Source organism: Nocardia brasiliensis IFM 10847, assembly GCF_000710915.1.
Lineage (GTDB): Bacteria > Actinomycetota > Actinomycetes > Mycobacteriales > Mycobacteriaceae > Nocardia > Nocardia brasiliensis_A.
In genome coordinates, this window is the sequence record NZ_BAUA01000046.1 from 90,129 (window position 1) to 116,298 (window position 26,170).

Genomic DNA, 26,170 nt, shown 5'->3' on the forward strand with positions numbered 1-26,170 from the left:
CCAGGAAGGCATCGAATTTCCTGGACTTCGGATTATCAGATGCGTTCGGCCAGGCCCGGGTAGTCGAGCAGGAAACCGTCGGCATCGACGGTGACGGTCGCGCTGGACACCGGCGACAGCACACTGATGCCGTCGGCCGCCGCGCTGTAGGTCAGGCTGGCTTCCTGGACGAGCAGGTCCGGCAGCCGCACATAGACCACCGGCACCTGCACATCGTGCACCGCGTGCTGCAGGTCGAAGCGCCGGATCGGCAGCGTATTGAAGAACGGACTGAGCACCACGTCCACGTCCAGCGCGCCCGCGAAGGTGGAGCGGACGTGGCTGCCGCCCGCGTCCACCAGCCAGTAGTTCTCCTCGTCCCGGGCGATGGAAGCGTGCCGCTCGCCCGCGGCCGTGGTGGTGCGCAGCGAGAGGCGTTTGGTGGCGCCGCTCTCGTCGGTCACCAGGTCGTAGGACGCGCTGAAGGCCGGGTGGTCGTCGCACGCGCCGCCGATCATGCGACCGGCGGCGCGGATACGGTTGCCGTTGAGGGTCACGCGCACCGATTCCATCCGGGACGCGTTGTGCGCGCGCCAGGTGAGAATCGCCGGCCAACGGGAGGCCGGTGGCGTCTCGTTGCCAGTGGCTTGGCTCTCGGAGGCTGGGATCGTCACATCTCTACCGTAAGCGACGCCAGGCCGTTGCCCGCACCACACCGGGCCCGCATCACACCAACGACTCGCGCCACGCCGCGTGCAGGCTGGCGAACTTGCCGGTGCCCGCGATCAGCTCATCCGGGGTGCCGTCCTCGGCGACGCGGCCCGATTCCAGCACCAGCACCCGGTCGGCGATGGCCACCGTGGACAACCGGTGCGCGATGATGATCGCGGTGCGGTCGCGCAGCACCGTCTCCAGTGCCCGCTGCACCAGCCGCTCGCCCGGGATGTCGAGGCTGGACGTGGCCTCGTCCAGCACGATCACCGCCGGGTCGGCGAGGAACACCCGGGCGAAGGCGACCAGCTGCCGCTGGCCCGCGGACAACCGGCCACCGCGCTTGCGCACGTCGGTGTCGAAACCCTCCGGCAGCGCCTGCACGAACTCGTACAGGCCGACCGCGCGGGCCGCCGCGAACACCTCCGCGTCGGACGCGTCGGGCCGGCCGAGCCGGATGTTGTCGGCCACCGAACCGGAGAACAGGTAGGACTCCTGGGTGACCATCACGACATTGCGGCGCAGGTCGGTGTCGGTGATCCGGCGCAGGTCGATCCCGTCGAGGGTGACCGTGCCGCTGGACGGGTCGTAGAACCGGGTCAGCAGCTTGGCCAGGGTCGACTTGCCCGCACCGGTGGCACCGACCAGAGCGACGACCTGTCCCGCGGGGATATCGAGAGTGAACTCCGGCAGCACCTCACGCTCGCCGTAGCCGAACGACACCCGGTCCATCCGGACCGCGCCGGTGGCCTTGGTCAGCGGCACCGGCTCGGCGGGTTCGCGCACCGAGGGTTCTTCCTCGAGCACGCCGGAGATCTTCTCCAGCGCCGCCGCGGCGGACTGGTACGAGTTGAACACCTGCGCGAGTTCGTCGAGTGGACCGTAGAACTCGTTGAGGTACAACAGGTATGCCGCGAGCACGCCGAGCGCGAGGTTGCCCTCGATCACCAGCCAGGCGCCCACCACGATGATGACCACCCGGGTGATGTTGCCGATCGCCCTGGTGAGCCCCGCGTAATCGCCCATGCCGCGCATGGCGGCGGTGGTCGCCCGCTGGAACTCGGCGTCCTCGTGTGCCAGCACCGACTCGTTGCGCTGCTCGCGGCGGAACGTCTGCACCGCGCGCATGCCGCCCATCGACTCGACGAACTGCACCACCACCTTCGCGATGGCACCGCGGGTCCGGCGGTATCCGGCGCGCTGCCTGCGCTGCGCCCAGCGGGTGACGAGCACCAGCGGCACGAAGCCGAGCAGCACGATCGCGGCCAGCGTCAGGTTCAGGTAGATCAGCAGCACCGCGATGGTGAGCACCGAAAGGATCGCGCTGAGCGCCTGATTCAGCGCGCTCTCCAGCAGCTCCTGCAGCGTCTCGATGTCACCGGTGAGCCGCGCGACCACCTTGCCGGAGGTGTACTTCTCGTGGAAGGCGACGCTGAGCCGCTGCATGTGCGTGAACGAGCGCACCCGCAGGTCGAACAGGACGCTCTGGCTCAGCCGGCCGGACACGCGCAGGAACAGGAACGTGGTCGCGACCCCGAGCAGGACCGCGCCGAGATACCCGCCGACCGTCCACGCCAGTGGGGTCCAATTGCCTTTGCGCCCTTCGCTGATGCCGGTGTCGAGGCCGTGCGCGACGAACAGCGGCGCCGAAACCATCGCGGCGTTGTCCACCACGATGAGCACCAGCGCCAGCGCCGCCAGCTTGCGGTACGGCCGGATCAGGTCGAGCAGCAGCCGCCGGGATCGACCGGCCAGCACCAGGTTTCCGGCCTGGGTGACCTCCTTGTCCTCGCTCGCGATGCCGCGCCAGTCGGCGGCCTCGTCCCGCGGGGTCACGGACGAATCCGCCTCCGGTGCCGCGTCTTTCGACGTGACGGTTTCCGTACTCATTGCTGCTCACCTCCCATCAGTTCGCGATAACGGCTGCTGCTGCGCAGCAGCTGGTCATGGGTGCCCTCGGCGACGATCCGGCCCTCGGCGAGCACCGCGACCCGGTCGGCCAGCGCCGCCGTCGACGGCCGGTGCGCGACGAGCAGGGTGGTCGCGCCGGTCAGCACCGTGCGCAGCCGCTCCTGCACCCGTTCCTCGGTCTCCACGTCCAGCGCGGACAGCGGGTCGTCGAGCACCATGATTCGGCTGCGGCGGTATTCACCCGCCCCGTCGGCTCCGCCTCCTACCGTCCCCCGGTATTCACCCACCCCGTCGGCTCCGCCTCCTACCGTCCCCCGGTATTCACCCTCGAGCGCACCCGCCCCGCTCAGCACGGCGCGGGCCAGCGCGAGCCGCTGGCGCTGGCCGCCGGACAGGCTCAGGCCCTGCTCGCCGATCCTGGTGTCCAAGCCCCAGGGCAGTTCGTCCACGAACTCGCTCGCCTGGGCGACGTCGAGCGCGCGGCGCACATCGGCGTCGGTGGCCGACGGGTCGCCCAGCGCGACGTTCTCCCGCACACTCGCCGAGAACAGCACCGGCTCCTCGAAGGCCACCGAGACCAGCGACCGCAGATCGGCCAGCCGCATGTCCGCGATGTCGATGCCGTCGATGGTGATCGCGCCGCCGGTGACGTCGTAGAGCCGCGGGATCAGGTTGAGCAGCGCGGTCTTGCCGCTGCCGGTCGCGCCGACCAGCGCGACCGTCTCGCCCGGACGAATCCTGAGCGAAACGTCGTGCAGTACTTCTGCCTTCGCGTCGGGGAAGGCGAATTTCACGCCTTCCAAACGCAGTTCGCCGACGATCTGCTCGGGCAGCTCGACCGGATCGGCCGGGTCGGTGATGTCCACCGGGGTATCGATGATCTCCCAGTAGCGGTCACCCGCGGTGCGCGCGTCGTTCCACTCGGCGAGCAGGAAGCCGGTCCAGATGATCGGCCACTGCAGGAAATTCGCCAGCGTGATGCCGGCGACCAGGGTGCCGAGCGTCATCGTGCCCTGCACCACCGACCAGGCGCCGAAACCGAGCGCGAACACGATGGCCAGCTGCGGCATGCCGGTCATGGCCGACCACAACCGGGCGTCCAGCCGGACCTTGTACAGCTCGGTCTGCTGCAACTCGCGCGACTGCGCGCGGAACCGGCCGCCGAAGAACCCACCGCGGCCGAACGCCTTGAGCACCCGCACGCCCTGCGCCGATTCCTCGGCGGTGGTCGCCAGGTCACCCGCCTGATCCTGCGAGCGGCGCGACGCCTTGGCGTACTCCCGCTCGAACCGAACGGCAATGTAGGTCAACGGGATCGAGATGATCAAGAAGAGCAGGCCGATCTGCCAGTTCAACCACAGCAGGGCGAGCAGGCCGACCGGGATCAGCACCATGTGCAGGATCAGGAACGGACCGGCGAACGCGACGAACCGGCGCATGGTGGCCATGTCGTCGACCGCGCGGGACAGCAGCTGACCCGACTCCCACGCGTCGTGCCGTCCGATCGCCAGCGTCTGCAGCTTGCGAAAGATCTTGGCGCGCATGGTGATCTCGAACTCGGTGGCCGGCTTCGCGACCAGCCAGCGCCGCCCCCACACCCCAGCGGCGTCCAGCAGACCGAGCACGAGCACGAGCAGCGCGGGCCACAGCGCCCCGCCGAAGTCCTTCCTGGCGATCGGTCCGTCGACGATTCGCGCGATCACCAGTGGAATGGCGATCGCGGTCAGCGACGAGAGGATCGCGAGCACGGTCGCGCCGAGCAGCGCGCGCCGGTGCGGACGCACATACGGCCAGAACCGCCGCAGCGAATCCAGGCGGCCCGGCGTCGACGACGCGGGCCGCTGCGGTCTGTCGGCCTCCGGATCGGCTGCCGCGACGTCCAGTGCGACTGACATAGCTCCCCCTAGAGGTCTGTGGCTGGCGATGGAAAGAGACGGGACGCCCGCTGATGATCGCATCGGGGTCCGACAATCCAGGGTGGCATCAACATCCCCATCAGCCAACCGATTTTCCGGGCCGGCCGATCCCCGCACGTCGGCATTCGTGCTGGATATCACCCCTGCCGCACACCTCGTCGCCGTCATGAATCCAGTCAACAACCCGAAGTAACCTCGAGGTCAAGAAAGACCGGCCGGGCCGCTGTCCGTGGTGGACAGCGGCCCGGCCGGTCGGGGTGTGGCGCGGCGGGTTAGCGGACGCCCGCGCTTTCGGCCTCGCGCTCCTGCGGTGCGTCCGGGAACGCCTGCTGCTGGTATCCGCCGCGCAGTGTGCCGTCCAGGTACGCGGCGCGGCAGGCGCGCCGCGCGATCTTGCCGCTCGACGTGCGCGGGATGGAACCCGCGGGCACGAGCAGCACATCCCGCACCGTGACGCCGTGCCGCTGCGAGACGGCCGCGCGCACGACATCGGCGACCGGCTGGGTCTCGAGTTTGCCCGCACCGGTATTGCGTTCGGCGACGATGACCAACTGCTCGGAGGTGTCGTCGGCGTCGAACCGGAGCCCGGAGTGGCTGTTCTTGTCGAAGACCAGCGCGGGCAGTTCGTTGGCCGGCACCGAGAACGCGGCGACGAAACCCGGTCGCAGCGCGGTACTGGACTCCTGCGCGGAGAACTCCAGATCCTGCGGGTAGTGATTGCGGCCGTCGACGATCACCAGGTCCTTGACCCGGCCGGTGATGTAGAGCTCGCCGTCGAGGTAGGCGCCGTAGTCGCCGGTGCGCATCCAGTTCGCGTCCTCGGCGGTACCGGTCGCGTGACTGCCCTCGGGCAGCCGGGCGGTCAGCTTGGCGCGGAAGGTGGCGGCCGTCTCCTCCGGACGCCCCCAGTAGCCGATGCCCATGTTCTCGCCGTGCAGCCAGATCTCGCCGACCTCGCCGTCGGCCCGCTCCACCCCGGTGCTCGGATCGACGATCGTGGCCCACTGCGACAGCGCGACATAGCCGCAGGAGACCTGCGCGATCGAGTTCTCCGCGCCCTCCTCGACCTCGACCATTCGGCCCGAATTCAGTTGCGCGCGATCGACGTACACGACCCGCGCCTCGTCCTCGGCCTTGGTCGCCGAGACGAACAACGTCGCCTCGGCCATGCCGTAGCAGGGTTTGATCGTCGTCTTCGGCAGCCCGTACGGGGCGAACGCCTCGTTGAATTTCTTCATCGACGACACCGAAACCGGTTCACTGCCGTTGATCAGGCCGATCACATTCGACAGATCGAGTTCCTCGCCCGGCTTCGGCTTACCGCGGGCCGCCGCGTGTTCGAACGCGAAATTCGGTGCGGCGGCGAAGGTTCCGGCGCCGTCCGAGGCGGCGGCCAGTTCTTTGATCCAGCGGTACGGCCGCCGGACGAACGCGCTCGGCGACATGATGGTGATGAATCCGCCGCCCACCGTCGGCAGGATCACGCAGAGCAGGCCCATATCGTGGAACAGCGGCAACCAGGTGACGCCGCGGGAATTCTCGGTGACGCCGATGGCGTCGATCATCTGCAGCAGGTTGGTGCCCACCGCGCGGTGCGTGATCTCCACGCCCGCGGGCGTTCTGGTGGAACCGGAGGTGTATTGCAGATAGGCCACGCTGTCGATATTGATATCCGGCCGCACCCAGGTCGCGCCGACGCTGTCCGGAATCGCTTCCACCGCAATGATTCGCGGCCGCTGCGGCGCGGGCAGATGCCGGAAGAAGTTCCGCACGCCCCCGGCCGCGGAGCCGACTGTGAGAATCGCCGCGGGCGTGCAGTCGCCGAGCACCGCGGTGAGCCGATCGGTATGCCCCTGCTCCTCCGGATCGAACAGCGGCACCGCGATATTGCCCGCGTAGACCGCCGCGAAGATGGACACGACATAGTCGAGCCCCTGCGGCGCCAGAATCGCCACCCGGTCACCCGGCTCGGTCACCTGCTGCAAGCGGGCTGCGACGGCACGCAATCGGACGCCGAACTGCCGCCAGGTCAGCTCGTGGTACTCACCGTCGCGTTCCCGCGAATAGTCGATATAGCGGTAAGCGAGGTCGTCGCCGTTCTCCGCACTGTGTTTGTCGACGAAGTCGATGAGGGTCTTGTCACCGCGGATCTTGATATTGCCCTGGTCATCCAAATAGTCGTCGAAAGTCTCGTCGATCATCGCCTTATCCTTTTGCCAAAGCACGCACTCAGGCCGTGCAGTTACACCGAACACAGGTCGATAACGAAGCGTCGGGAAGGCTAGCAGGTGCGCCGCCTTCCGTCGCTCAGTACCGCCCGAAGGCGATCGCCACGTTGTGCCCTCCGAAACCGAAGGAGTTGTTCACGGCGTAATCGATCCGCCCTGCCCTGGCTTGGCCTTTGACGACGTCGAGGTCGATTTCCGGGTCCTGATTGTCCAAATTCAGTGTGGGCGGCACGATCCCGTCGCGAATGGACAGCACGGTGAGCACCGATTCGAGCGCGCCGACCGCGCCGATCGAATGGCCGAGCGCCGACTTGGGCGCGTACACCGAGGTGTGATTGCCGACCGCGGCCGCGATGGCCTTCGCCTCGGCGGTATCGCCGATCGGGGTCGCGGTGGCGTGCGCGTTCACGTGCGTGATGTCGCGCTTGGACAGCCCGGCCTTCTCGATCGCCTTGGTCATCGCGCGCGCGGCGCCCTTGCCCTCGAGCTCGGGCGCGACCAGATGGAACGCGTCGGAGGTGATGCCCGCGCCCATGATGCGCGCGTGAATCGTCGCGCCGCGCGCCTTCGCGTGCTCCTCGGTCTCGATCACCATCATCGCGCCGGCCTCGCCGAAGACGAACCCGTCACGGTCCTTGTCGAACGGACGCGAGGCGTTCTTCGGGGCGTCGTTGCGGGTGCTCATCGCGCGCATCATGGTGAACGCCGCGATCGGCACGGCCTGAATCGAACCCTCGACGCCCCCGGTGACCACCATGTCCGCGTCGCCCATGACGATCATCTGCCAGGCGTTGGCGATCGCCTCGGAACCGGAGGAGCACGCCGACACCGGAGTCACCACACCCGCTCGCGCGCCCAGCTCCACGCCGACGCAGGCGGCCGAACCGTTCGGCATGATCCGCTGGATGGTCAGCGGCGAAACCTTGCGGTAGCCACCGTGTTCCAGCCGGTCCCTGGCCCCGACCAGGTATTCGCTGCCGCCGATGCCGGTACCGATGGACACGCCGAGCCGGTCCTTGTCGACCTCGGGGCTGCCCGCGTTGCGCCACACCTCGCGGCACAGCACGGTCGCCATCTGCTCCACGTAGGACAGGTTGCGCACCTCGTTACGGGTGAGGCAGTCCGAGGGCGAGACCTTCAGGTGCCCGCCGATGCGCACCGGCAGCTCGAACTGGTCGATGAAGGTGTCTTCCAGGACGTCGATGCCGCTCTCCCCGTTGAGCAGGCCTTTCCAGGTCGAATCGACGTCACCGGCGATCGACGTGGTCGCCGCCAGGCTGGTGACGACCACGTTGGGAAAGCTCCTGTTTTTCGAAGGTATCTGCATGTTCGCTCACTTTCCCTAGCGTGACGACTAAGAAATCTGCCGAGCCGAAAACCTGGTGGAGCAATGGCATTTCGTCCGCGGACGCGCCGGAGAAACCGGGGCGGCATCCGCGCGGAGCACGCATGAACGCAGGCAGAACGCCCGCCGAGCCTGTCATCAGGGCCGCACGTGATCGGCCGATGAGCATTATCGAGGAGCAGCAGACCGATCATCTTGCTGACACGCGGACCGTACCAGGCGCGCCACCACCGGCGCTGTCCGCTGCCCGTCATCGCGTTGTTCGCGGACGGTGCCGGGCAACTCGAGTAACCTGCTACCCCGGGCACGGGGCGCGAGGTCGGCGCGACCCGGCCACCGAGGCGAGGAAGGACGGTCGGTGACGGGCGCGCGGATGGTCGGGCTGTTCGCCGGGATCGGCGGGCTCGAGCTCGGTCTCGGGCACAACGGCTGGCAGACCGAGCTGCTGTGCGAGATCGATGCCGGCGCGCAAGGCGTGCTGGCCGCGCGGTTTCCCGACGTGCCACTGCATTCCGACATCACCACGCTGCGCGCGATCCCCGCGGGCACCGAGCTGGTCGCCGCCGGGTTTCCCTGCCAGGATCTGTCCCAGGCCGGCCGCACCGCGGGCATCACCGGGAAACGCTCCGGACTGGTCGACGAGGTGTTCCGGTTGGTGCGGCGCAAACGCGGGCCGCGCTGGCTGTTGATCGAGAACGTGCCGTTCATGCTGCAACTCGGCCGGGGTGCGGCGATGCGGCACATCACGGCGGCGTTGGAGGAGCTCGGCTACACCTGGGCTTACCGGGTGGTGGACGCGCGTGCGTTCGGCCTGCCACAGCGGCGTCAGCGGGTGCTGATGCTCGCCTCGCGCACCGAGGACCCGCGCGGGGTGCTGTTCGGCGACGACGCCGGGCCGCGCATCGTCGGCGACGCCGACCACGACCCGTGCGGTTTCTACTGGACCGAAGGCGTCCGTGGCCTGGGCTGGGCGGTGAACGCGGTACCGACGCTCAAGGGCGGCTCGGCCTTGGGGATCGCCAGCCCGCCCGCCGTACGGCTGCCCTCCGGCGAGATCGTCACGCCCGGACTGGTGGATGTGGAACGGCTGCAAGGCTTCGATCCCGAATGGACCGCGCCCGCCGCGGACGTGCCCGGGGTGCGCAAAGGACATCGGTGGAAGCTGGTCGGCAACGCGGTGAGCGTCCGAATGGCCGACTGGGTGGGCTCGCGGCTCAGCGCACCACTGGACCCCATCCCGGGCGATCAGCCGCTACCACCCGGAACACCGTGGCCCACCGCGGCCTGGGGTCACAACGGCGTCGCCTATCGGGTGCCGGTCTCCACCTGGCCCGTGCACGAACGCTACGAGGACCTGCGGAACTACCTCACCGACTCCCGCCTCCTGTCCGCCCGCGCCACCGCCGGCTTCCTCCGCCGCACCACCATGGGCAGCCTCCGCTTCCCGCCAGGCTTCCTCGACGACGTGGAAAGCCACCTCCACCGCATGGGCGGCTGGGCCGCATGAGCTGCGATCCGGCAGACAGGCACGCACCGACCAGTCCACCGCCGGACAACCCACCCACAAACGTCACCCCCGAGCCCGCGGAGCACGCCGAACCAAGGAGGGCAGCCACCCACGCGGACAGCGGATCGCGCCGCACGGGAAATCGCACGCCGCGCGGGGAATCGCCGAACGACACGCGCGCGGGGAGCGAATCAGTGCGCGCGAGAGGGCGTCCGATCACGGATGCGGCGACGAGTGCGCGGATGGCGCGGCAGCGGCGCAGCGGTACCAAACCGGAGCTGGCGTTGCGCAAGGAATTACATCGACGGGGGCTGCGGTACTTCGTCGATCGGGCGCCGATCCGCGGACAGCGGCGACGAGCCGACCTGGTGTTTCCCCGGCTGCGCGTCGCGGTCTACGTGGACGGCTGTTTCTGGCATCGGTGCCCGCAGCACGCCACCGATCCTCGCAACAACGGCGAGTGGTGGGCCGCGAAACTGGCCGGGAACGTGGCGCGCGATCGCGCGACGGACGCCGCGCTGACCGAAGCGGGCTGGCAGGTCATCCGCGTGTGGGAACACGAGGACGCGGTCGCCGCAGCGGACCGGGTCCAAGCGGCACTGCGCAGCTGAACGCCGGGGCATCGAGCGCGGCGCCGTAGCTCCAGGACTTTTCAAGATCAGGGGGAACTGGTGGCGGTGGCTTCTCGGACGATGCCGCCATGAGTTCCCCCTGATCTTGGTCACTCGGCGGGCGCACGCGCCATCGTGCCGTCGGCCCACGCGGCCGCCGCCCATCACGAGGCGCAGCGGCAGGCGACGCGGCGAAGTCAGGTGACGAGGGTTGCCAGCGGGCGGTGACCCTAGGAGGACTAGCGGTTGCGGACTCGGACGAGGGTGCGGGGCGCGTGGGCGGCCACGTAGCTCGACGCCACCATTACGGACATCACCGCGAGGGCGGCGGCGGCTGTTGCGTAGCCGATCATGGGAACCTCCTTGGGAACGCTTCCCTGCCCAGAGTGGCCACCGAACCTGACAAGAGCCTGTGTATCGCTTGGCAATGCCGTGTGACAGCCGAGACACGCTGGCCTACCGTTGGTCATCGGTCCAGCGGCAGGCAGGAGAATGGTTTCCGTGACTGGTAGCCGGAAGATCGCCGAACGGCGCGTGCGGGTGGCGTCCTTGGTGATCGCGGCGGCCATCCTGATCGCGGGACTCTGCTATTCGTCGTGGGTGCTCGAGTTTTTCCTGAAGCTCGACATCGACCCCGTCAACTCGTTCCTCAGCGAACTGGACGCCGAAGGCAAGCCCTACCGGCAGGTGTTCGCGACCGCCGACAAGATCGTCGGCGCACTGCTGATCCCCGCCGCGATCGGCGGTCTACTGCTGTTCCCCCGGCGCCGGCTCACCACCGTCGGCTGGGTCGCCCTGTTCTGTTTCGGTGCCGCCACCATTGCCGATGTGCTGTTGCCGTTGCGCGATTGCGCGAAGGGCGACACCACGTGCGGCGGGGGCGGCAGCGAGTTGTTCCCGCAGCTGCACCAGCCGCACGCACTGTCCAGCACCATCGCGGTGACGTCGATCGCGGTCGCGACGTTCGCGTTCAGCCTGGCCGCTTTCCGCTACCACCGCTGGCGGATCCTGCGCGAGTTCGGCCTCGTGGTTCTCGTGCTCGGGTCGGCGGCCACTGTCTGGATGCTGGTTGCCGATAACTTGCCCGGCAACTATGCCTTGGGCATCGCCCAGCGCATCCAGGTCAGCTCGATGTCACTGTGGCTGATCACGCTGGCCGCCGCGGTGATCCTGGAGGGCCGGGAATGGACCGACCCGGACCCCGGCGAAGCTACTTCACCGTCACCTTGACCGTGTGGGTCCCGGTCTTCGCCGGCAACTTGGTGGTGTCGACGAAGAGGATCTCCCCGCTGTCCTGCACGCCGTTCGGCAGCGTCTTCGGCTTCAGCCCGAAGGGCGGCTGTTCGCCGGTGCTCGCGGCCAGGCCGAAGTCGCTGTCGTTGGCGATGTAGAGCGTCTTGCCGCCGTCCGTGGTGGCGACGCCCTCGATCTTGTCGTGGCCGAAGAACTTTCCGTTCGCGTCGAGTTCTCTCACCAGGGCGCCGAGATCGAGATTCTTCGGCTTGGCCGCCGGGGTGATGCCGGCCTTGGTGAGCGCGGTGACGCCCTCCGCGGTGGTGACCGAACCGACCAGCGCCTCCAGCGACTTGCCGTCGACCTGCAAGCCGCGCTCCGGGTCATACTGCGCGCCGGGCACTTTCGCGTCCGGACCGACATCGGTCGCGGCGGCGATGTCGACCGTCCACAGCTTCTTGTCACCCTTCGGCGCCAGATTCCCGTCGCGCTCATCGACCAGGAACGTGGTGGCACTGAGCGCGGTGATCTCCGAGTCGGCGACCTTGGTGCTCTTCGGGTTCTCCAGCGGGACCACGAATTCCTTCAGCGCCTTCGTCTTCAGATCGACGGTGACGATACGGGTCAGCGGAACCTCCTTCGCGGAGCCGCTGAGGCCGGGAGTGTTGAGCGCGCTCTGCATCAGGCCGACGAGGGTGCTGCCGTCGGGGGTGACCGTCAGGCCCTCCATACCCTGGTTCGGCGTGCGCAGCGAAAGTTCCTTGGGCAGCCCGGAACCCGGGGCGAGCCGTTCGATCTCGGCGCCCTTGGCATCGAAATGCACCAGGAACGGACCGTATTCGTCGGACACCCAGAAGGTGCCGTCGGGCAGTGCGACCAAACCCTCCGGATCGAGGCCGTGATCGGTGGGCGGCAAGACGTTTCCGGTGAGGTCTTTGATCGTCTCGCCGGTGCTCGCGGCCACATCGACCTGACCGTTGAACGGGACGCCGGCCTTGGTGTGCAGCTCGATCGTGGATTGCAGCACCGCGCGCGTGCCCACCAACTTGAATCGGCCGATCTTCGGCACGAAAGCCGGTGTCGGCGAGAGCTTCTCGTTCTTGCCGGGACCGTCCACATTCGGCCCGCGGTCGGTCAGGCCGTAGAACTCGTCCGTGCTGCCCGGCACCGGCGTCCATGCCGAGCCGAACCCGCTGCCCTGCACCGTCGTTCCGCCGAACTCGCCGAGCGCCGCAATGTCGGTGGTGTACAGGCGAACCGCGTCGGTGGTGGTCACTTCGAACGTGTCGTCACCGGTGTAGCCGGGGTTCGGCGTGTACACGAGCGCACCGTCGACGCGACGGCCGAGTGTGCCGTGCGCCGGGTCGGCGAGTCCGACGGCGGCACTGCCGCCTGTCTTGGCGAGCAGGTCATCCAGCGAGATCACCAGCGGCTGCCCGGCGGTCGCGGTGAAATCCACCCCGTTGCCGGAACTGGAGCAGCTTGCGGCCAGCACACCGGCACAGAGGACGGCAACGGCGGTGACGCGAGGACGAGATCGATCTTTCACCCGGAATGCCTACCGCGCCGATCCGAAATCTGGACGACGCGCGGGTGACAACTCGGTGCCGGTTTCGGCTCAGCTAACCCCGGAAAAAGCCGATGACCGTGCCGATCGCGCCGTGCGATGCTGTCGCCATGACTGCTCGCGTGAACATCGCCTCCGGCTCCGAATTCGAAGATCTCGTCGGCTACAGCCGCGCCGTCCGGATCGGCGACACCGTCGCGGTGAGTGGCACCACCGCCTCGGTCAGCGGCGGCACCGCGGTCGGCGGTGACGATATCGGCGAACAGACGCGCGAGGTGCTGCGCCGCATCGCCAGTGCACTCACCGAGGCCGGGGCGAGCCTGTCCGACGTGGTGCGCACCCGCATCTTCGTCACCGATATCTCGCGCTGGGCCGAGGTCGGCAGGGTGCACGCCGAGGTGTTCGGCGAGATCCGTCCCGCCACCTCGATGTACGAGATCAGCGCGCTGATCACGCCCGCGCTGCTGGTCGAGATCGAAGCGGACGCGATCATCGGCGGATAGCCCCGCCGTTGTTTTTCGGCGGGCCGCGAGCGCGGTCGCTAGGGTCGCAACTGTGACCAGCGACGCTGAGCAATCCCCAGTTTCACTCGACGTACTCGCCGAGGCGACCGACCGTCTCCTCGACACCATCCGCAAGCTGAGCGACGACGACCTGACCGGCCCGTCGCTACTGCCGGGCTGGACCCGCGGCCATGTGCTCGCCCATCTCGCGCGCAATGCCGACAGCGTGCTCAACCTGCTGCTGTGGGCGCACACCGGCGTGGAGATCCCGCAGTACGCCAGCATGTTCCTGCGCGACTTCGATATCGAGGCCGGCGCGCCGCGACCGCTGGACGCGCAGCTCGCCGACAACGAGGCCGCGGCGAAACGCTGGGCGGCAGTGGCGAATTCACTGACCGATGCGGCCTGGCACGCCGAAGTGCGTACCCGGCAAGGCCGTCCGATTCCGGCCACCGAGGTGCGCTGGATGCGCCTGCAAGAGGTGGAGATCCACCACGTCGACCTCAATGCCGGGTGCTCGCCCGCCGATTGGCCCGCATCGTTCGTCGCGCGCATTCTGGCGCAGGCCACGGTCGACATGAACCGGCTCACCGCCGCGGCGACCACACCCACGCCCGCGTTCGAGATCCGCGCCACCGACACCGACTTCGTCGGCTTGGTCGGCACCGGCACTGCGTCGGACACCATCACCGGCACTGCCGCCGCGCTGGCCGCCTGGCTGCTCGGCCGCTCCGCCGGCGGTGATCTGTCCGGCGACCTGCCGACTCTGCCGGACTGGAAGTAGCTGCTGGACAAGCGATCACCAGGTAACGGTGGCGGCGGCCGCTCGATCGAGGCCGCCACCGTTATCCGGTGATCATGCGATCAGGCCCGATGGAAGTGTTCCACTGCCTCCTGCACACGAAGTCCCGCCGCGAAGTCCGCGAGGGTCGAGGCTTCGCCGCGGATGGCGGCGGCGAACGCGGTCAGGCGCGTGTGCTCGGTACCCCGTGGATCATCCAGGGCGTGTTCCTGCCAAGCGGCGCCGGTGCTGACCTCGAGGCAGGACCAGTCCGTGATCCGATAGGAACGCTTGGTGCCGTAGAGGATCCACTCGTAGGTTTCCGGCGCGGCCGCGACCAATCCGGTGATCGTGACCGGGACCGCACCCGCGGTGTACAGCCCGTGCGCGCTGAGTTCGGCCGCCGCGCCGTAGGCGATTCGGGTATGCGCCGGCGTCAGCGGCCCCAGCAGCCGGTCGGTCAGGAAGAGAAAGTGCGAACCGACCTCGCGCAGTAGTCCGCCCTGTTCACGACCCGCGACCCAGCGGGCGTCGCGCTGGAAGGCGCGCGGCCATTCCGGAAACGTGAAACGCATATCCACAGCGACGATTTCGCCCGCTTCGCCGTTGTGCACGGCTCGCGTCACCGCGACGGCCGCCGCGCGATCGGACAAGGTGAAATTGAGTGCGTTCACCGCACCGGTTTCCGCCGCGACCCGCACCATGTCCGCGCCGTCGGCGAGCCGCGCCGCGAGCGGCTTTTCCGAGAACACCGCTTTGCCTGCGTTCATGGGTGCTGCGCGCCATGGGCGTCGCGCTCGGCGCTCGGCCGAGATCGCATAGGACGCATGCGTATTCGGCGGGGCCGCGATATAGATCGCGGTCAGCCGTTCATCCTCGACCAGCGCCGCGGGATCAGGTCCGACCGCGAGATCGGGATACTGCGCGCGAATCCGTTCGACCGTCGCCGCGTCGGGATCAGCCGCCGCGACGACGTCGAACTCCGGATGCCGGTGCGACACTTCGAGCATCTCGGTGCCCATCACGCCGAGACCGATGATGCCCAGGCGGATGCGAGAATCGTTGACCATCTCGCCAGCCTGGACGGCATTAACGGCCGGGGCAAGCGGGTGCGGGACGGGAAAATAAAGTTCAGCGCGACGGTAGCGTCGGTCAGCGGAAGGTTTCGTACAGTCGCGCGTCGACCAGGATGCCGAAATGGCCGGTAATGAACTCATTGCATTCGGCGTGCGGATGGGTCTGGGTGGCATCCATTTCCGGGTGCGGACCCGCGTATGCGTGCCGCTGGCTCGACTGCCGGTAGGGGCCGATCCCCGGGTTGCGGCCGATCGAAATGCCGATGCAGTCCGCTTCCACCGTGAAGAATCCATCGCCTCCGGGACAGAAGCCCGTCGCGCCGGTCAACGTGCGATCGAGCGTGCAGTCTCGCGGTTCCGCGGCCGCGGGACCAGCGGTGACGATGGCCGAGGCCACCGCTGCCGCGAGCAAGGTGGACCCACTGATGAAACGAACCCAGCTGCCTGTCATTCGAATCTCCTTTTCTACGGGTACCGCGTCAACCTAGCGAAGCCCCGCCTTCGAAGTATTTCGAGAGCGGGGCTTTGCTGGATGAGCGATGGGGGTGTTCAGACGGCGGCTCCCAAACCTGTGGCGATCAGCGCGGGGATCATGTACATCAGCGGGAACGGAATGTGCGCATAGGCACGAGCTTTGATGTTGGTGATCACCGCTCCACCGAAGTAGAGCACGATCCCGATAGTAGCGGCGATTCCGATCGCGGGAAAGATCAATCCGGCGACAAGTCCCACGGCGCCAGCGGCTTTGGTGACGCCCAACCAGGTCCACCACGACTGCGGCACGCCGTATTGCACCAGCGGGTCCACCACCCAGGCGGCGCGGAACGAGTGCGCGCCTCACCCTTCCCCGCTGAAGTCGCGGCGGACGAAATTGGGACGGATGTCGAGATCGGGTGGGTCGTAATAGCGGTGGAAAGTCGGGGTCAGGCCGGAAGACAGCGGTGGGTTGATCCAACTCCAATCGGTAGGACAGGCGCGGCCCGCGGCCTTTTCCCGTTCGACGTGATCGCAGAACTGTTTTGCCACCGTGTGATGGTCGACAACGTACACACCCGCCTTACGGAAGCTGTAGAGGACCGCGCGGTTGAGCTCGACGAGAGCCAGATCGCGCCACAGGTTGCGCTCGGATCTGGTGTCCAGGCACATCATTTCGGCGATGAGCGGCAGCATGTTGTACCGCGTGGTGTCGCTGAGGTTGCGCGCGCCGATCTCCGCGCCCAGGTACCAGCCGTTGAACGGGGCGAACGGATAGGTGACACCGCCGATTTCGAGATTCATGTTGGAGACGGCGGGGACCGCGTGCCAGCGCAGGCCGAGGCCGGCGAACCACTCGAACTCCGGATGCTCCAACTCGACCTCGCGCGCCAGTTCGGGCGGGACGTCGAACCAGCGGATCGGTTCGTCGGGCGTGCTGATCAGCAACGGCAGAATGTCGAAAGGTGTTCGCGCGCCGCGCCACCCGAGTTTCGTCGCGAACTCGGTGAGCGTGATGTTGGCGGCGTCACCGGTGACCGTGCCGTCGCCGTTGCGGTACCCCGCGTACCGGATGAGCTGCGGGCTGACGATGCGGAACTCCCGCCCGTCGGCCTGGCGCGGCGGGCCCACGGTGATCATCGACTGAATGGCACCGCCGTTGGTGGCGACCCGCAGGTGCTCCCAGCAGACCTCGGCCAGGTCGCGCGCGGATCGCACCTGCCGGGCGTCGAGCAATTTCAGTGAGCGCCAATGTTTTCGGCCGACGCAGCGGGCATGGTTACGCCACGCGAGCTTGGCTCCGATCAGGATTTCCTCGGCGGTTTGCAGATAGCAACCGGTCTGTTCCAGGTGGTGCAGCACGGTGCGGCGGCGCTGTGCCGGTAGGTGCGCCAGCTCGGGCATGCGGAAGAATTCGTCGCACTCACGCAGCCTGCGCTTCAGATCGTTGCTGAAAGGCTGTGTGTCAGCGGTGGTTTCGAGCGGTGACGCGGGTAACACAGGGTTCACGGTTTTCTCCGGTCGGGCATAGGTACTGCGGTGAAACAGACAATTTCGAGCAGGAGAATTCGCGCAGGCGCGCAGCCGATGCCGCCTACCCAGGCGGTCCGCGCAGACGGATCGGCACGCTGATGCCGCGAAATAGCTTCAGCCGCACAGCCACACCCATGTCCACTCTCATTCACGCCCGGAAAAGGCCCGGACAGTAGCGTACGGCGGGTGTGCTGGCAGTGTGCCCGGATTTGCTCGATTTGCCACGTCGGCCCAAGTCGGCGATTAATTCACACTGTCGAGCCTGGTTGACATAGTGATCTAGACGACACTCCTACTCGACCCCGCCGACCTCGGTGCTGCGACCTGGCCTGCGCAGTGCGCTTCGGCTATGGGCAAAGACGCTGGCAGTAACGCCACACTCGGCACAACCCGATAAACGTGGCCCTGGTCACACATTATCGACAATCGCTATGGCTTCCGGGGCGAACCGGGCGTTTCTGGCAGGATGGTTCGCATGCTGTCTCGGCGTGGGGTGCGGCGCTGGGTGTCCAGCGTCATGGTCAGCGTGGCACTGGTTTCCGGTGCCGCGACGTTCGGCGCTCCGCAGGTGTGGGCCGAACCCGGGGACCCCCAGCAGCCCAGTACCGGTTCTTCCGATGGCCCGGCTCCGGCCCCGGCCACGACGGAACGACCCGCCAGGCCGCGGATCGACCGGATCGAGCCGATCAATGACCGGTGGCTACGGGTATTCGTCGCCTCCCCCGCCATGAGCCGCACCGTCGAGGTGCAGGTGCTGCTGCCGCGGGACACGTCGCACCCGCGACCCACCATCTACATGCTCGACGGCCGCGAGGCGAATCCAACCACCAACAACTGGACCGAAAAGGGCCACGCCGACAAGTTCTTCGAGGACAAAGACGTCAACGTCGTGCTCACCGTCGGCGGCCCCGCCAGCTTCTACACCGATTGGCAGCAACCGGATCCGGTGCTCGGCACCAACAAGTGGGAGACCTTCTTGACCCGCGAGCTGCCGCCGCTGATCGACGCGAAATTCCAAGGCAACGGGCGCAATGCGGTGATGGGAGTCTCGATGGGCGCCGAAGCCGCCATGATGCTGGCGTTCCGGCAGCCACAGTTGTACACGGCGGTCGCGGCGCACAGCGGCTGCTTCTCGATGGGCACCGACCTCGGTCAGGCCCAAGCCAGGGCAGTCGTCGCCACCTATAAAGGCGAGCCGGACAACATGTTCGGCGCACAGGAGGACCCCGCCTGGCTCGACCACGACGTCACGTTGCACGCGGAAGCGTTGCGCGGCAAGACGATCTACATGTCCGTGGGCAGCGGCCTGCCCGGCGTCCACGACGTGCCGGGCGAACCCGACGTCGACCTGCCCACCGCGATCACCTTCGGCGGCCCGCTGGAGGCGGCGACCAACGTCTGCACCCGCCGCCTCACCGATCGGCTGCGCGGCCTCGACATCCCGGTGACCGCGCACTTCCGGGCGACCGGCACCCACGCGTGGCCCTACTGGGCCGACGAGTTGGTGCGGTCGTGGCCGGTCATCTCGGGCGCGCTCGGGGTCTAGCCCAGGAAGCGCGCCACCACCGCGGGATCGGTGGCGAAGCTGAGGAACAGATCGTTCTCGTGCGGGTCGCCGGTGGTGACCCGCACGCCATCGGTGCCGTAGGGACGCACCAGCACACCCGCCTCCGCGCTCGCCTCACCGTATTCGGCGCTGCGCGCGCCGAGCGGCAACCACACGAAGTTCGTTTCACTGGGCGGCACCTGGTAGCCGGCGGCGAGCAGGGCCTCGCGCATCCGATTCCGTTCGAGCACCAGCGCCTCGGTGCGGTCCAGCAATTCGTGCCGCGCCTCCAGCGAGGCGATCGCCGCCGCCTGCGCGAGCCGGTTCACGCTGAACGGGATGTGCACCTTGTTCAGCGCTGTGATCACCGCCGGATCGCCCACCGCGTAGCCCACGCGCAGGCCGGCGAGCCCATAGGCCTTCGAGAAGGTCCGCAGTACAAGGACATTCGGCCGGGTGCGGCCCAGTTCGATGCCGTTCGGGTAATCCTGCGGCGCGAGCCGCATGTACTCGAAATACGCCTCGTCGAGCACGATCAGGATGTGGGCGGGCACCGAATCGAGGAAGCGGGTCAGTGCGGCCTGGCCGACCGCGGTACCGGTCGGGTTGTTCGGGTTGCAGACGAAGATGAGTTTGGTGCGCTCGGTGATCGCCGCGTGCAGAGCGTCCAGATCGTGCACCAGGTCCGGGGTGAGCGGCACCTGCACGGCGGTCGCGTTGCCTACCTTGGTGACGATCGGATACGCCTCGAACGAGCGCCAGGCGAACAGCACCTCGTCGGAGGGGGAGTCGCAGGTGATCTGCACCAGTTCCTGGCACAGCGCCACGCTGCCGCAGCCGACTGCGATGTTGGCCTGCTCGACATCCAGGAAATCGGCGAGCGCGGCCCGCAATTCGACGGCCTGGTTGTCGGGGTACCGGTTGGCCAGCTCGGCCGCCTCCGCGATGGCCTTGGCCGCCGAAGGCAGCGGGCCGAAGGTGGTTTCGTTGCTGGCGAGTTTGACCGCGCCGGGATGGCTGCGGCCTGGGACATACGCCGGAATCGCATCGAGGTCCGGCCGGGTTGACGCTGTCACCCCCCAACCATATGTCGCGAAGTCATGGGATCTTCTGGGTATCACGCACAAAGCCGGGCTTGCGTACCGAAAAATATGCGGCCGACAGGCTCTCAGCAGCAATTTCTACCGCAGCGCACGAAGTCGCCCTACCCTGGTTTCATGTCGGGCACTTACAACGACCTTGCCCCTTTACGCGGTGACGAGCAGGCACCCGAGCACAGAGCCGCGCCCGCGCATCCGTCCACCGACACCCAGGTGCCCATCATCGTGGTGGAGCCCGAAGGCAACGCGCGCGGCGGCATCGTGATGCTGCACGAGTCCCGCGAGTTCACCGGCGCGCTGCTCGCCCTGATGAGCGCTTTGGCCTCCGAAGGCTGGACCGTGGTGGCGCCCAACCTCTTTCACCGGACCGGGCACGAACCGGCGCAGGAGGTGTTCGGCGACGAACTCTTCGACGACTTCGACGCCTGCTTCGACTGGCTGACCCGGCGCGGCGTCTTCCCCGACACCATCGGCGTGCTCGGCTTCGACACCGCGGGCACCGCCGCGTTCCTCGTCGCCACCAACCGCCCGGTCGGCGCCGCCGTCAGCGTCGCCGCCCCCGGCATCGTCGAGCCACTCACCGAACAGGCCGACGCGCTGGTCCGGGTAGCTCCGAGTCTGCAAGCCCCGTGGCTCGGGCTGTTCGGTGCCGACGACCCGGCCACGCCGCCCGCCGAGGTCGAACGGCTCCGCGACGCGACCGGCCGGGCCGCCGTCGCCAGCCTGGTCGTCAGCTATCCGGGACTGCGGCACCGGGCCGACCATCCCGACGTCGACGACGACAGCACCCTGGTCGATTCACAGACCCGCATTTTCGACTGGTTCGACAGCAACTTACGCTGATAACCAGCCGTTTTGCGATCTGGACAGCAGCTCCTGTAACCTTCATGCTCGGCGGTTCGAAAGGACCGGTGCCCTCGAAGAGAAGGCTCCAGGAGGCGTGCCAGAGCGGCCGAATGGGACTCACTGCTAATGAGTTGTCCCTTCACGGGGACCGGAGGTTCAAATCCTCTCGCCTCCGCCACACCCGGGTAACCGGGTACACAACTGAATACCCATGCGGCTGTAGCTCAACGGATAGAGCATCTGACTACGGATCAGAAGGTTAGGGGTTCGAATCCCTTCAGCCGCACAATTCGGAACAGCCCCTCCACGCGGAGGGGCTGTTTTGTTGTCGGGGCGATCGTGCACACCCTCGGTGCGAGTCGCGCACTGTGCGGATTCCAAGGCGCTCGGCTCGGCGCGGTTTGCCCTCGTTGCTCCGGTTTCGGGAGCGGTAGTCGGAGGCCGGTGGCGTGGTCACGAGAAGCGTTCGGGGCGAAGGCTTTTCGTCTCGTGATTGGTCATGGATAGGCCGATGGCAGCTGTTGCCCGCGGCGATGTCTTTCCGGTTCACCCCGCCCGCTGGAACACGTTTCAGATAGCGTGCTGGGCGGATGCGGCGCAGCCGCAGGCCTGTGTAGAACTGGGAGATCAGGGGGAACTATCCATGGTCAGAGCTATTTCGAGCATGCGCCGGTTCGGGCTCGGCGCCGCGGTCGCCGCGGCGGTCACCGTGCTCGCCGCACCCACCGCTGCCGCGGCCGAAGCCCGGCTGACGATGACCTCCGACAATGGCACCTACTCCGTGTGGTCGACCTATGCGTTGACGATCACGGTCGACCCGGCGATGGAAGGGACGGCCACTTTCTGCTACAACGTCGATCGCATAATCAACTGCCTGAAGCCGGTCACGTCGACGAACGGCACCGCGACCGTGCAATGGATGCCGGTCAAGCAGGGCACGTATGAACTCGAGGCCAAGTACGTCTACACCGATCCGAAGGGCCCGAACGGTAGCTACGGACTGCGTGACTACAAGACGATCAAGGTCTACTGCCCGGGGCATCAAGGGCAGTCATGGGATTGCTCGCGCCGCCCCTGAACTCGAACAGCCCCTCGCGACGGAGGGGCTGTTTGCTGTCTGGACACCGGCGGCGGTAACGGGAGTTTGCGGTTTGCCGATCTTCCGGCGAATGGGACGTTCACAGCTGCATCGGGAGGAGCGGAATGAAGAACTGGGTCGCGGGGATTGTGACGGCGATCGGGCTCGGGGCGGGGTTATCGCTGGCCGGCGGCGGTGCGGCGAGTGCCGCGCCGGAAGGTTGCGGGGTTGATCGTGGCGTGACGGCCGCGACATCGAACTGTGCGGGCGGAGACGGGGTGCATCGCGCCGGGGTGCGCTGCGCGGGCATCATGCCGTTGATCGCCGGGCCGGTGGTGATCCCCTTCCCGGGGCAGTGGTCGGCACCGGGGCCGACGGTGGCGCCGGGTACACCGTCGACCGCCACCTGCGCGGGTGCGCCGATGGAGTTCGGCATCGTGATCGACGCGTGGGCCGATTGCGGGACACCACATCCGCAGTGGAGCCACTACATCGACTGGCGGCGTTGCTGAGCCCCACCCCTCGAAAGGGTCTGTAGGACGGGACTATTCGGGCCAGGTACCGGTGAGGGACTGATAGCCGGTGGCGCCCGCGCGATCGATGGCCGCTTTGACCAAGCCGAAGATCGCGCCTTGCAGGGCGGCGGCGAGCAGCACTTCACGCCAGGTGTGGTTGCGCGCGGTGGCGGTGGGAGCTTGATCCTCGCCGCTCACGGCGCGCCACACCCGGATGAACGCCGCGTTGGCCGCCAGTCCGCCAACTATGCTCACCAGCATGCCTAGCGGCTTGTAGAGAGTTTTCACGCCTGCCGCCTCCGCACGATCCACCACACCAGCACTGCCGCGAACGCCGCCGCCACGGCGACCGGAACGGGCTGACGCCGGGCGAAGCCGGCCGCTTGCCTGCCACCGGAGACCACGGAATCGGGAGTCGCGGCCTCGGCCCGGTCCGCCAATCGGCGGGCCTCGTTCTTGGCCTGGTCCGCGGCGATGCCGGCGACCTCCTTCGCCTCCGACGCCTTGCGGGCCACGAGTTCCTCTGCCTGCGCGGTCTTTTCAGCCGCGGCGGTCTTCGCGTTGTCGGCCACCGAGGCCGCCTTCGCGCGGGCGTTGTCGGCGGTATCGTGCAACTTGTCCTTGGTCCGCGCTTTGACGTCGAGTTTGTCGGTGAGCTCCGAAACCGTTTGGCCCAGTTGCTCTCTCGTCTCGTCCCGGTCTTGGCGCAGCGCTTCCTCGTCGATCGGCCCGCTCACGATCGGATCCTCGGCCTTGGCGCGCTTCGAGTCGCTCATGAGTGGCTCCCGTGCTTGATGGTTTCGATGTCCTGTTTGACGCCCGCGGCGGCTTCCTGCGGCACCGGCGGAACCGCGCGCTCGACGTCCTTCTTGCCGAGCACCGCGAACAGCGCGGCAGCGATCAGCAGCACCGCGCCGACGATCAACGCCGCCGCCCACCCGGGCAGCGGAATCGCCAACGCGAAAACGGCAGCCGCGACCAGCGCCGCGCCGCCGTAGAGGCCGAGCAGTGCGCCGAGCCCGGCGAGCCCGGCGCCCCGGCCGAGCATCTTGCCCTTCTGCTGCACCTCCAGCCGGGCCAGCTGAAGCTCGTCCCGCACCAGCCTGCTCACCTGCTCGGTGGCGTCGTTGACCAGCTCTGCCACGGACCGGGTGTCACCCGGCGCTCCGGTATGCGTTTCTGTCATGGTGAGACCTCCCAGTCGACGGCCGGGTACCCGGGGTATGGGGAGGCAAACTCGCCTACCTCGAAGCCGCCCGATTCGCTGTGCGGGGTGTCGATCCCTCGAATGTCCGTCGAATGACCGGCGGTGCGCCGAGCTCAGCTGCGGGATGATGGCCTCCATGAGCATGGCGGAGGACGCTGCTCGGCGTAGGCGCGAACTCGGCAATGAAGCGCGCGACACCGAGGAAGCCGGTCGAGGGTTTTGGTGCGCACTGGCAGAGCAGGCGGATGAATTCTCGAACACGGTCACTACGACCGGCGTCCAAACGAACTGGGAGTACCCGAAAGGACTGTTCCGATCCAGATACGGATGGCGAGTCCCTTTGGGCTACCCCAATGAACTGCGCGTCAAGGCCGATGGTGACTGGGAGATCGTCCAGCCTGCCGTTGGTGAGAGCGGCGAGTCGAAGATGGGCTCGAAGGCCAAAGGGCTTCTCCGCGCGCCCATCCCGTCGACGTTCGCGAGCCTCCCTGCACTCGGCGACATTCGTAAGGCGCTGGTCGACTTCATCGCAAGCCGTAGCCAGCAGGGCTGAGAGATAACTCTGAACTCTTGATCAGAGCGATCGGCGTTAAAGGATAAGGGTCCAACCTTTGATCTCGGAGCTTCTCATCGAGGGTTAGCACGACAAGGTTTGATGAGAGCCTGGCTTGTCAAAGGATAGGGACTATCACGCAGAGGGCGGAGCAGGCCTGCGACGCCCGTCGAGACGACGTTGTTCTACTGCGTCGGCGAAGTCGGGATGCGCGGAGACGGTCAGGTGCTCGGCGGAATCTGTCAGCCAGACGTCTGCGAAATACCCGGATCGGGACCAGGTGACGATGGCGACGGCCAGGGCAATGGGGAAGCAGCCTGGGACGACGGCGAAGGCCAGGGGGAGGTAGAGCTGGTCGAGGTGGAGTAGGCGGGCGGCCGCGATCACGGCGAAAGCAAGGACGATGGCGAGCACCGCCAGCAGGGCGAACCGCCGGAATCTCCTGACCTCGTAGCGGCAGTACTCGCACGCCGGACATGCGAATCGAAGCAGCGCGTCCGGCCCGCGTGACTCACGGGGCTGCCATGGCCAGCGCATAGACCGTAGGAAGGAGCGCACAGTCGGTAGTTCGGAGCCCGGGCCGTTGGTACGCACTGTGTAAGAACGCGTTTCGACAGCGGGTAGACCGTGCTCACTGCAAAGGTCGGGCAGGTCTTCAGCCAGAATCAGTTCGAGGGGAGCGGACGTGAGAACCGGAGTCCACTGCGGGTTCACCACCGTCTCGAACAGCACTCGCCGCCGGCCGCTCACTGCCGCCAGACCTGCAACGCGTCACGCATGGAACTCCCCCTTGGTGGCGCGCCGCACCTTCGGATGGCTGAAGGTGCGGCGGGGCCGCTGAGCGGAGACGGAGGGATTTGAACCCCCGGTCGCTCTCGCGACGCTCGCTTTCAAGTCGAATATCCGAGGTCCGCTCGTCGTCTGCTGACGTCCGCTCCCCTACGTGAAGTGCCGAAACGCTTCCGTGGGGGTCCCGTCGTGTCCGGGGTCGTATGGGTGAGTTGTGACAACGGTGTGACACCTCAACGACCCCCCACCCTTGCCAGGAACGTGCGCGCAGGCTGAACAGCTGTTTTACCCACCCTTCCTACAGTGGTTATGACGTCGTCCGGTCATGTCACAGTCGTCGGCATTGTCCACAACGGCTGCCATGCATGCGATCAGGTAACGCCCGCAGTCCCGTCTTCGATGTGTCGTACGTCACATTCACCCTTTCGAGCTCAACAGAAGGCGGCGGTCGGCACCGCGGAAGAGAGACGCAGATGAACGTTGGCGATTCGGTACGTCATTCGCTCGACGCTTGGGGTCGGGCAGAGTGGGATGCAGCCATGCTTCACGCATGTAATGCAGTCGACGGCACAGGCAAGAAGCGATATCCGGCACTGGGAGTCGCAGCAAGATTCAAGCAGATGGTGCGCGACAACCTAGAGATCTTGAATATGATAGGGATTCCGGGGGTGGACCTTGCAAAGACCCGTTTCCCGATCGCTGTGGAATCACACCTCCCCGACAAGCGACCGGACATTGCCGACGTCATCTACGGAATACATCGGTGTTGCCATGGACACGGAGAGGATCTGCCGGACGGGTTTGAGTTAACTCCACCTGGCGGAGGAACGGACGATCCCCGGCTGTCGATATTGGAGGCCGATGAAGGTGAGCTGCGCCTTCCCGCTTTCACTGCGCTCGGACTTGTTGCCATAGCGGTGTTTGCGCCCGAGAATAAAGGCCAACAGATTCCTGCTGGCTATTACCTCAGCCTGTTTGATCGAACATTCACAATCGTGGACTGGTGGGGATGGGGCGACCACTTTCTAGAAATTGCCTCAACGTTTAACCTCGTCCGCGTCGAGATGGATTGGACCGACTGGTGGGACACGTGGACACCAATCCGACGGACGAACCCCTGAGGAGCCAACTCAACACCGTCCGACACCTAGACCTCCCCGC

At 67.1% G+C, this 26,170-nt stretch carries 25 protein-coding genes, 2 tRNA genes and 1 pseudogene; 13 read left to right on the forward strand and 15 right to left on the reverse strand.

Annotated elements, in window-relative coordinates; all coding sequences use genetic code 11:
• Positions 1 to 35: 35 nt before the first annotated feature.
• From NBRGI_RS09990 to NBRGI_RS10010, 5 genes are all read right to left on the reverse strand, one after another.
• Positions 36 to 653 (reverse strand): putative glycolipid-binding domain-containing protein, encoded by a 618-nt coding sequence (locus tag NBRGI_RS09990; protein ID WP_014981038.1) that lies wholly within the window; start codon positions 651 to 653, stop codon positions 36 to 38.
• Positions 654 to 705: 52 nt separating this feature from the next.
• Entirely contained in the window at positions 706 to 2,580 is a 1,875-nt protein-coding gene (locus NBRGI_RS09995; RefSeq protein ID WP_029894775.1) for an ABC transporter ATP-binding protein, read from the reverse strand.
• Positions 2,577 to 4,496: an ABC transporter ATP-binding protein gene (locus tag NBRGI_RS10000; RefSeq protein WP_029894777.1), complete on the reverse strand. Its 1,920-nt coding sequence runs from the start codon at positions 4,494 to 4,496 to the stop codon at positions 2,577 to 2,579. The genes NBRGI_RS09995 and NBRGI_RS10000 overlap by 4 nt, the downstream gene beginning before the upstream one ends.
• A 293-nt stretch (positions 4,497 to 4,789) precedes the next feature.
• Positions 4,790 to 6,718, reverse strand: coding sequence for a long-chain-fatty-acid--AMP ligase FadD32 (fadD32, locus tag NBRGI_RS10005; protein WP_029894779.1), 1,929 nt, complete (start codon positions 6,716 to 6,718; stop codon positions 4,790 to 4,792).
• Positions 6,719 to 6,824: 106 nt separating this feature from the next.
• Complete coding sequence (locus tag NBRGI_RS10010) at positions 6,825 to 8,072, reverse strand: KasA/KasB family beta-ketoacyl-ACP synthase (RefSeq protein WP_029894781.1); 1,248 nt, start codon at positions 8,070 to 8,072, stop codon at positions 6,825 to 6,827.
• 391 nt (positions 8,073 to 8,463) lie between these two features.
• Between NBRGI_RS10010 and NBRGI_RS10020 the strand changes: the two genes are divergently transcribed.
• From NBRGI_RS10020 to NBRGI_RS10030, 3 genes are all read left to right on the forward strand, one after another.
• The gene (locus NBRGI_RS10020) at positions 8,464 to 9,597 is read left to right on the forward strand and encodes a DNA cytosine methyltransferase (protein ID WP_029894784.1); all 1,134 of its coding nucleotides are present in this window, start codon (positions 8,464 to 8,466) and stop codon (positions 9,595 to 9,597) included.
• Between the two features lie 194 nt (positions 9,598 to 9,791).
• Positions 9,792 to 10,208 (forward strand): very short patch repair endonuclease, encoded by a 417-nt coding sequence (locus NBRGI_RS10025; RefSeq protein WP_081877984.1) that lies wholly within the window; start codon positions 9,792 to 9,794, stop codon positions 10,206 to 10,208.
• 492 nt (positions 10,209 to 10,700) lie between these two features.
• On the forward strand, positions 10,701 to 11,438 hold the full coding sequence (locus tag NBRGI_RS10030) for a DUF998 domain-containing protein (protein ID WP_051727635.1): 738 nt from the start codon (positions 10,701 to 10,703) through the stop codon (positions 11,436 to 11,438).
• On the opposite strand, the gene NBRGI_RS10035 is transcribed toward NBRGI_RS10030, so the two are convergent.
• The gene (locus NBRGI_RS10035; RefSeq protein ID WP_029894790.1) at positions 11,419 to 12,990 is read right to left on the reverse strand and encodes an esterase-like activity of phytase family protein; all 1,572 of its coding nucleotides are present in this window, start codon (positions 12,988 to 12,990) and stop codon (positions 11,419 to 11,421) included. The genes NBRGI_RS10030 and NBRGI_RS10035 overlap by 20 nt on opposite strands.
• 128 nt (positions 12,991 to 13,118) lie before the next feature.
• Here NBRGI_RS10035 and NBRGI_RS10040 point away from each other — a divergent pair, with 128 nt between their 5' ends.
• Entirely contained in the window at positions 13,119 to 13,511 is a 393-nt protein-coding gene (locus NBRGI_RS10040) for a RidA family protein (RefSeq protein WP_029894791.1), read from the forward strand.
• Between the two features lie 52 nt (positions 13,512 to 13,563).
• Positions 13,564 to 14,295 (forward strand): maleylpyruvate isomerase family mycothiol-dependent enzyme, encoded by a 732-nt coding sequence (locus tag NBRGI_RS10045; protein WP_029894793.1) that lies wholly within the window; start codon positions 13,564 to 13,566, stop codon positions 14,293 to 14,295.
• An 80-nt stretch (positions 14,296 to 14,375) separates the two neighbouring features.
• On the opposite strand, the gene NBRGI_RS10050 is transcribed toward NBRGI_RS10045, so the two are convergent.
• The 4 genes and pseudogenes from NBRGI_RS10050 to NBRGI_RS10065 form a co-directional block, all read right to left on the reverse strand.
• Positions 14,376 to 15,362 (reverse strand): Gfo/Idh/MocA family protein, encoded by a 987-nt coding sequence (locus NBRGI_RS10050; protein ID WP_029894795.1) that lies wholly within the window; start codon positions 15,360 to 15,362, stop codon positions 14,376 to 14,378.
• Between the two features lie 82 nt (positions 15,363 to 15,444).
• The gene (locus tag NBRGI_RS10055) at positions 15,445 to 15,819 is read right to left on the reverse strand and encodes a hypothetical protein (protein WP_029894797.1); all 375 of its coding nucleotides are present in this window, start codon (positions 15,817 to 15,819) and stop codon (positions 15,445 to 15,447) included.
• Between the two features lie 98 nt (positions 15,820 to 15,917).
• Positions 15,918 to 16,190: pseudogene (locus tag NBRGI_RS10060) on the reverse strand (DoxX family protein); the annotation flags it as partial.
• 15 nt (positions 16,191 to 16,205) lie between these two features.
• Positions 16,206 to 17,285 (reverse strand): nitric oxide synthase oxygenase, encoded by a 1,080-nt coding sequence (locus tag NBRGI_RS10065; RefSeq protein ID WP_148310766.1) that lies wholly within the window; start codon positions 17,283 to 17,285, stop codon positions 16,206 to 16,208.
• A 565-nt stretch (positions 17,286 to 17,850) separates the two neighbouring features.
• Between NBRGI_RS10065 and NBRGI_RS10070 the strand changes: the two genes are divergently transcribed.
• Positions 17,851 to 18,921 carry an alpha/beta hydrolase gene (locus tag NBRGI_RS10070; RefSeq protein ID WP_029894803.1) on the forward strand — a complete coding sequence of 357 codons (1,071 nt, stop codon included), beginning with the start codon at positions 17,851 to 17,853 and terminating at the stop codon, positions 18,919 to 18,921.
• Here NBRGI_RS10070 and hisC read toward each other — a convergent pair.
• Positions 18,918 to 19,997, reverse strand: a complete 1,080-nt coding sequence (gene hisC, locus NBRGI_RS10075) for a histidinol-phosphate transaminase (RefSeq protein ID WP_029894805.1) — start codon at positions 19,995 to 19,997, stop codon at positions 18,918 to 18,920. The two genes, NBRGI_RS10070 and hisC, sit on opposite strands and share 4 nt — an antisense overlap.
• Positions 19,998 to 20,138: 141 nt before the next feature.
• Here hisC and NBRGI_RS10080 point away from each other — a divergent pair, with 141 nt between their 5' ends.
• The 5 genes from NBRGI_RS10080 (at position 20,139) to NBRGI_RS47365 (ending at position 22,457) form a co-directional block, all read left to right on the forward strand.
• A complete protein-coding gene (locus NBRGI_RS10080) occupies positions 20,139 to 20,864 on the forward strand; it encodes a dienelactone hydrolase family protein (RefSeq protein WP_029894806.1) in 726 nt (241 codons plus the stop codon).
• Between the two features lie 91 nt (positions 20,865 to 20,955).
• A tRNA-Ser gene (locus NBRGI_RS10085) sits at positions 20,956 to 21,045 on the forward strand.
• Between the two features lie 35 nt (positions 21,046 to 21,080).
• Positions 21,081 to 21,153 (forward strand) — tRNA-Arg (locus NBRGI_RS10090).
• Positions 21,154 to 21,510: 357 nt separating this feature from the next.
• Positions 21,511 to 21,945 (forward strand): hypothetical protein, encoded by a 435-nt coding sequence (locus NBRGI_RS10095; protein ID WP_148310762.1) that lies wholly within the window; start codon positions 21,511 to 21,513, stop codon positions 21,943 to 21,945.
• Between the two features lie 125 nt (positions 21,946 to 22,070).
• Complete coding sequence (locus NBRGI_RS47365; RefSeq protein ID WP_148310763.1) at positions 22,071 to 22,457, forward strand: hypothetical protein; 387 nt, start codon at positions 22,071 to 22,073, stop codon at positions 22,455 to 22,457.
• Positions 22,458 to 22,490: 33 nt separating this feature from the next.
• Here NBRGI_RS47365 and NBRGI_RS10110 read toward each other — a convergent pair whose 3' ends face one another.
• Genes NBRGI_RS10110 through NBRGI_RS10120 form a run of 3 tightly spaced genes read right to left on the reverse strand, consistent with a single transcriptional unit; the run spans position 22,491 to position 23,646 of the window.
• Positions 22,491 to 22,748 carry a DUF4235 domain-containing protein gene (locus tag NBRGI_RS10110; RefSeq protein ID WP_014981019.1) on the reverse strand — a complete coding sequence of 86 codons (258 nt, stop codon included), beginning with the start codon at positions 22,746 to 22,748 and terminating at the stop codon, positions 22,491 to 22,493.
• Positions 22,745 to 23,236 carry a DUF3618 domain-containing protein gene (locus NBRGI_RS45075; RefSeq protein WP_051727637.1) on the reverse strand — a complete coding sequence of 164 codons (492 nt, stop codon included), beginning with the start codon at positions 23,234 to 23,236 and terminating at the stop codon, positions 22,745 to 22,747. Before NBRGI_RS45075 ends, NBRGI_RS10110 begins: the two co-directional genes overlap by 4 nt.
• Positions 23,233 to 23,646 carry a phage holin family protein gene (locus NBRGI_RS10120; RefSeq protein WP_029894816.1) on the reverse strand — a complete coding sequence of 138 codons (414 nt, stop codon included), beginning with the start codon at positions 23,644 to 23,646 and terminating at the stop codon, positions 23,233 to 23,235. Before NBRGI_RS10120 ends, NBRGI_RS45075 begins: the two co-directional genes overlap by 4 nt.
• Before the next feature lie 157 nt (positions 23,647 to 23,803).
• On the opposite strand from NBRGI_RS10120, the gene NBRGI_RS10125 reads away from it, so the two are divergent.
• Positions 23,804 to 24,220 carry a hypothetical protein gene (locus NBRGI_RS10125; RefSeq protein WP_148310764.1) on the forward strand — a complete coding sequence of 139 codons (417 nt, stop codon included), beginning with the start codon at positions 23,804 to 23,806 and terminating at the stop codon, positions 24,218 to 24,220.
• A gap of 135 nt (positions 24,221 to 24,355) precedes the next feature.
• On the opposite strand, the gene NBRGI_RS10130 is transcribed toward NBRGI_RS10125, so the two are convergent.
• Positions 24,356 to 24,757: a hypothetical protein gene (locus tag NBRGI_RS10130; RefSeq protein WP_029894820.1), complete on the reverse strand. Its 402-nt coding sequence runs from the start codon at positions 24,755 to 24,757 to the stop codon at positions 24,356 to 24,358.
• A gap of 725 nt (positions 24,758 to 25,482) precedes the next feature.
• Between NBRGI_RS10130 and NBRGI_RS46290 the strand changes: the two genes are divergently transcribed.
• Entirely contained in the window at positions 25,483 to 26,130 is a 648-nt protein-coding gene (locus NBRGI_RS46290) for a hypothetical protein (protein WP_081877986.1), read from the forward strand.
• Positions 26,131 to 26,170 lie beyond the last annotated feature (40 nt).

Excerpts from the sequence above, each read along its gene's own strand:
- NBRGI_RS10030 (WP_051727635.1), top strand. The coding sequence starts at position 10,701 with ATGGTTTCCGTGACTGGTAGCCGGAAGATCGCCGAACGGCGCGTGCGG.
- NBRGI_RS10095 (WP_148310762.1), top strand. The coding sequence starts at position 21,511 with ATGGTCAGAGCTATTTCGAGCATGCGCCGGTTCGGGCTCGGCGCCGCG.
- NBRGI_RS10040 (WP_029894791.1), top strand. The coding sequence starts at position 13,119 with ATGACTGCTCGCGTGAACATCGCCTCCGGCTCCGAATTCGAAGATCTC.
- NBRGI_RS47365 (WP_148310763.1), top strand. The coding sequence starts at position 22,071 with ATGAAGAACTGGGTCGCGGGGATTGTGACGGCGATCGGGCTCGGGGCG.
- NBRGI_RS10120 (WP_029894816.1), bottom strand. The coding sequence starts at position 23,646 with ATGACAGAAACGCATACCGGAGCGCCGGGTGACACCCGGTCCGTGGCA.
- NBRGI_RS45075 (WP_051727637.1), bottom strand. The coding sequence starts at position 23,236 with ATGAGCGACTCGAAGCGCGCCAAGGCCGAGGATCCGATCGTGAGCGGG.
- NBRGI_RS09995 (WP_029894775.1), bottom strand. The coding sequence starts at position 2,580 with ATGAGTACGGAAACCGTCACGTCGAAAGACGCGGCACCGGAGGCGGAT.
- NBRGI_RS10070 (WP_029894803.1), top strand. The coding sequence starts at position 17,851 with ATGCTGTCTCGGCGTGGGGTGCGGCGCTGGGTGTCCAGCGTCATGGTC.
- NBRGI_RS10125 (WP_148310764.1), top strand. The coding sequence starts at position 23,804 with ATGAGCATGGCGGAGGACGCTGCTCGGCGTAGGCGCGAACTCGGCAAT.
- NBRGI_RS10050 (WP_029894795.1), bottom strand. The coding sequence starts at position 15,362 with ATGGTCAACGATTCTCGCATCCGCCTGGGCATCATCGGTCTCGGCGTG.
- NBRGI_RS10020 (WP_029894784.1), top strand. The coding sequence starts at position 8,464 with ATGGTCGGGCTGTTCGCCGGGATCGGCGGGCTCGAGCTCGGTCTCGGG.
- NBRGI_RS10080 (WP_029894806.1), top strand. The coding sequence starts at position 20,139 with ATGTCGGGCACTTACAACGACCTTGCCCCTTTACGCGGTGACGAGCAG.
- NBRGI_RS10010 (WP_029894781.1), bottom strand. The coding sequence starts at position 8,072 with ATGCAGATACCTTCGAAAAACAGGAGCTTTCCCAACGTGGTCGTCACC.
- NBRGI_RS10055 (WP_029894797.1), bottom strand. The coding sequence starts at position 15,819 with ATGACAGGCAGCTGGGTTCGTTTCATCAGTGGGTCCACCTTGCTCGCG.
- fadD32 (WP_029894779.1), bottom strand. The coding sequence starts at position 6,718 with ATGATCGACGAGACTTTCGACGACTATTTGGATGACCAGGGCAATATC.
- NBRGI_RS46290 (WP_081877986.1), top strand. The coding sequence starts at position 25,483 with ATGAACGTTGGCGATTCGGTACGTCATTCGCTCGACGCTTGGGGTCGG.
- NBRGI_RS10000 (WP_029894777.1), bottom strand. The coding sequence starts at position 4,496 with ATGTCAGTCGCACTGGACGTCGCGGCAGCCGATCCGGAGGCCGACAGA.
- NBRGI_RS10130 (WP_029894820.1), bottom strand. The coding sequence starts at position 24,757 with ATGCGCTGGCCATGGCAGCCCCGTGAGTCACGCGGGCCGGACGCGCTG.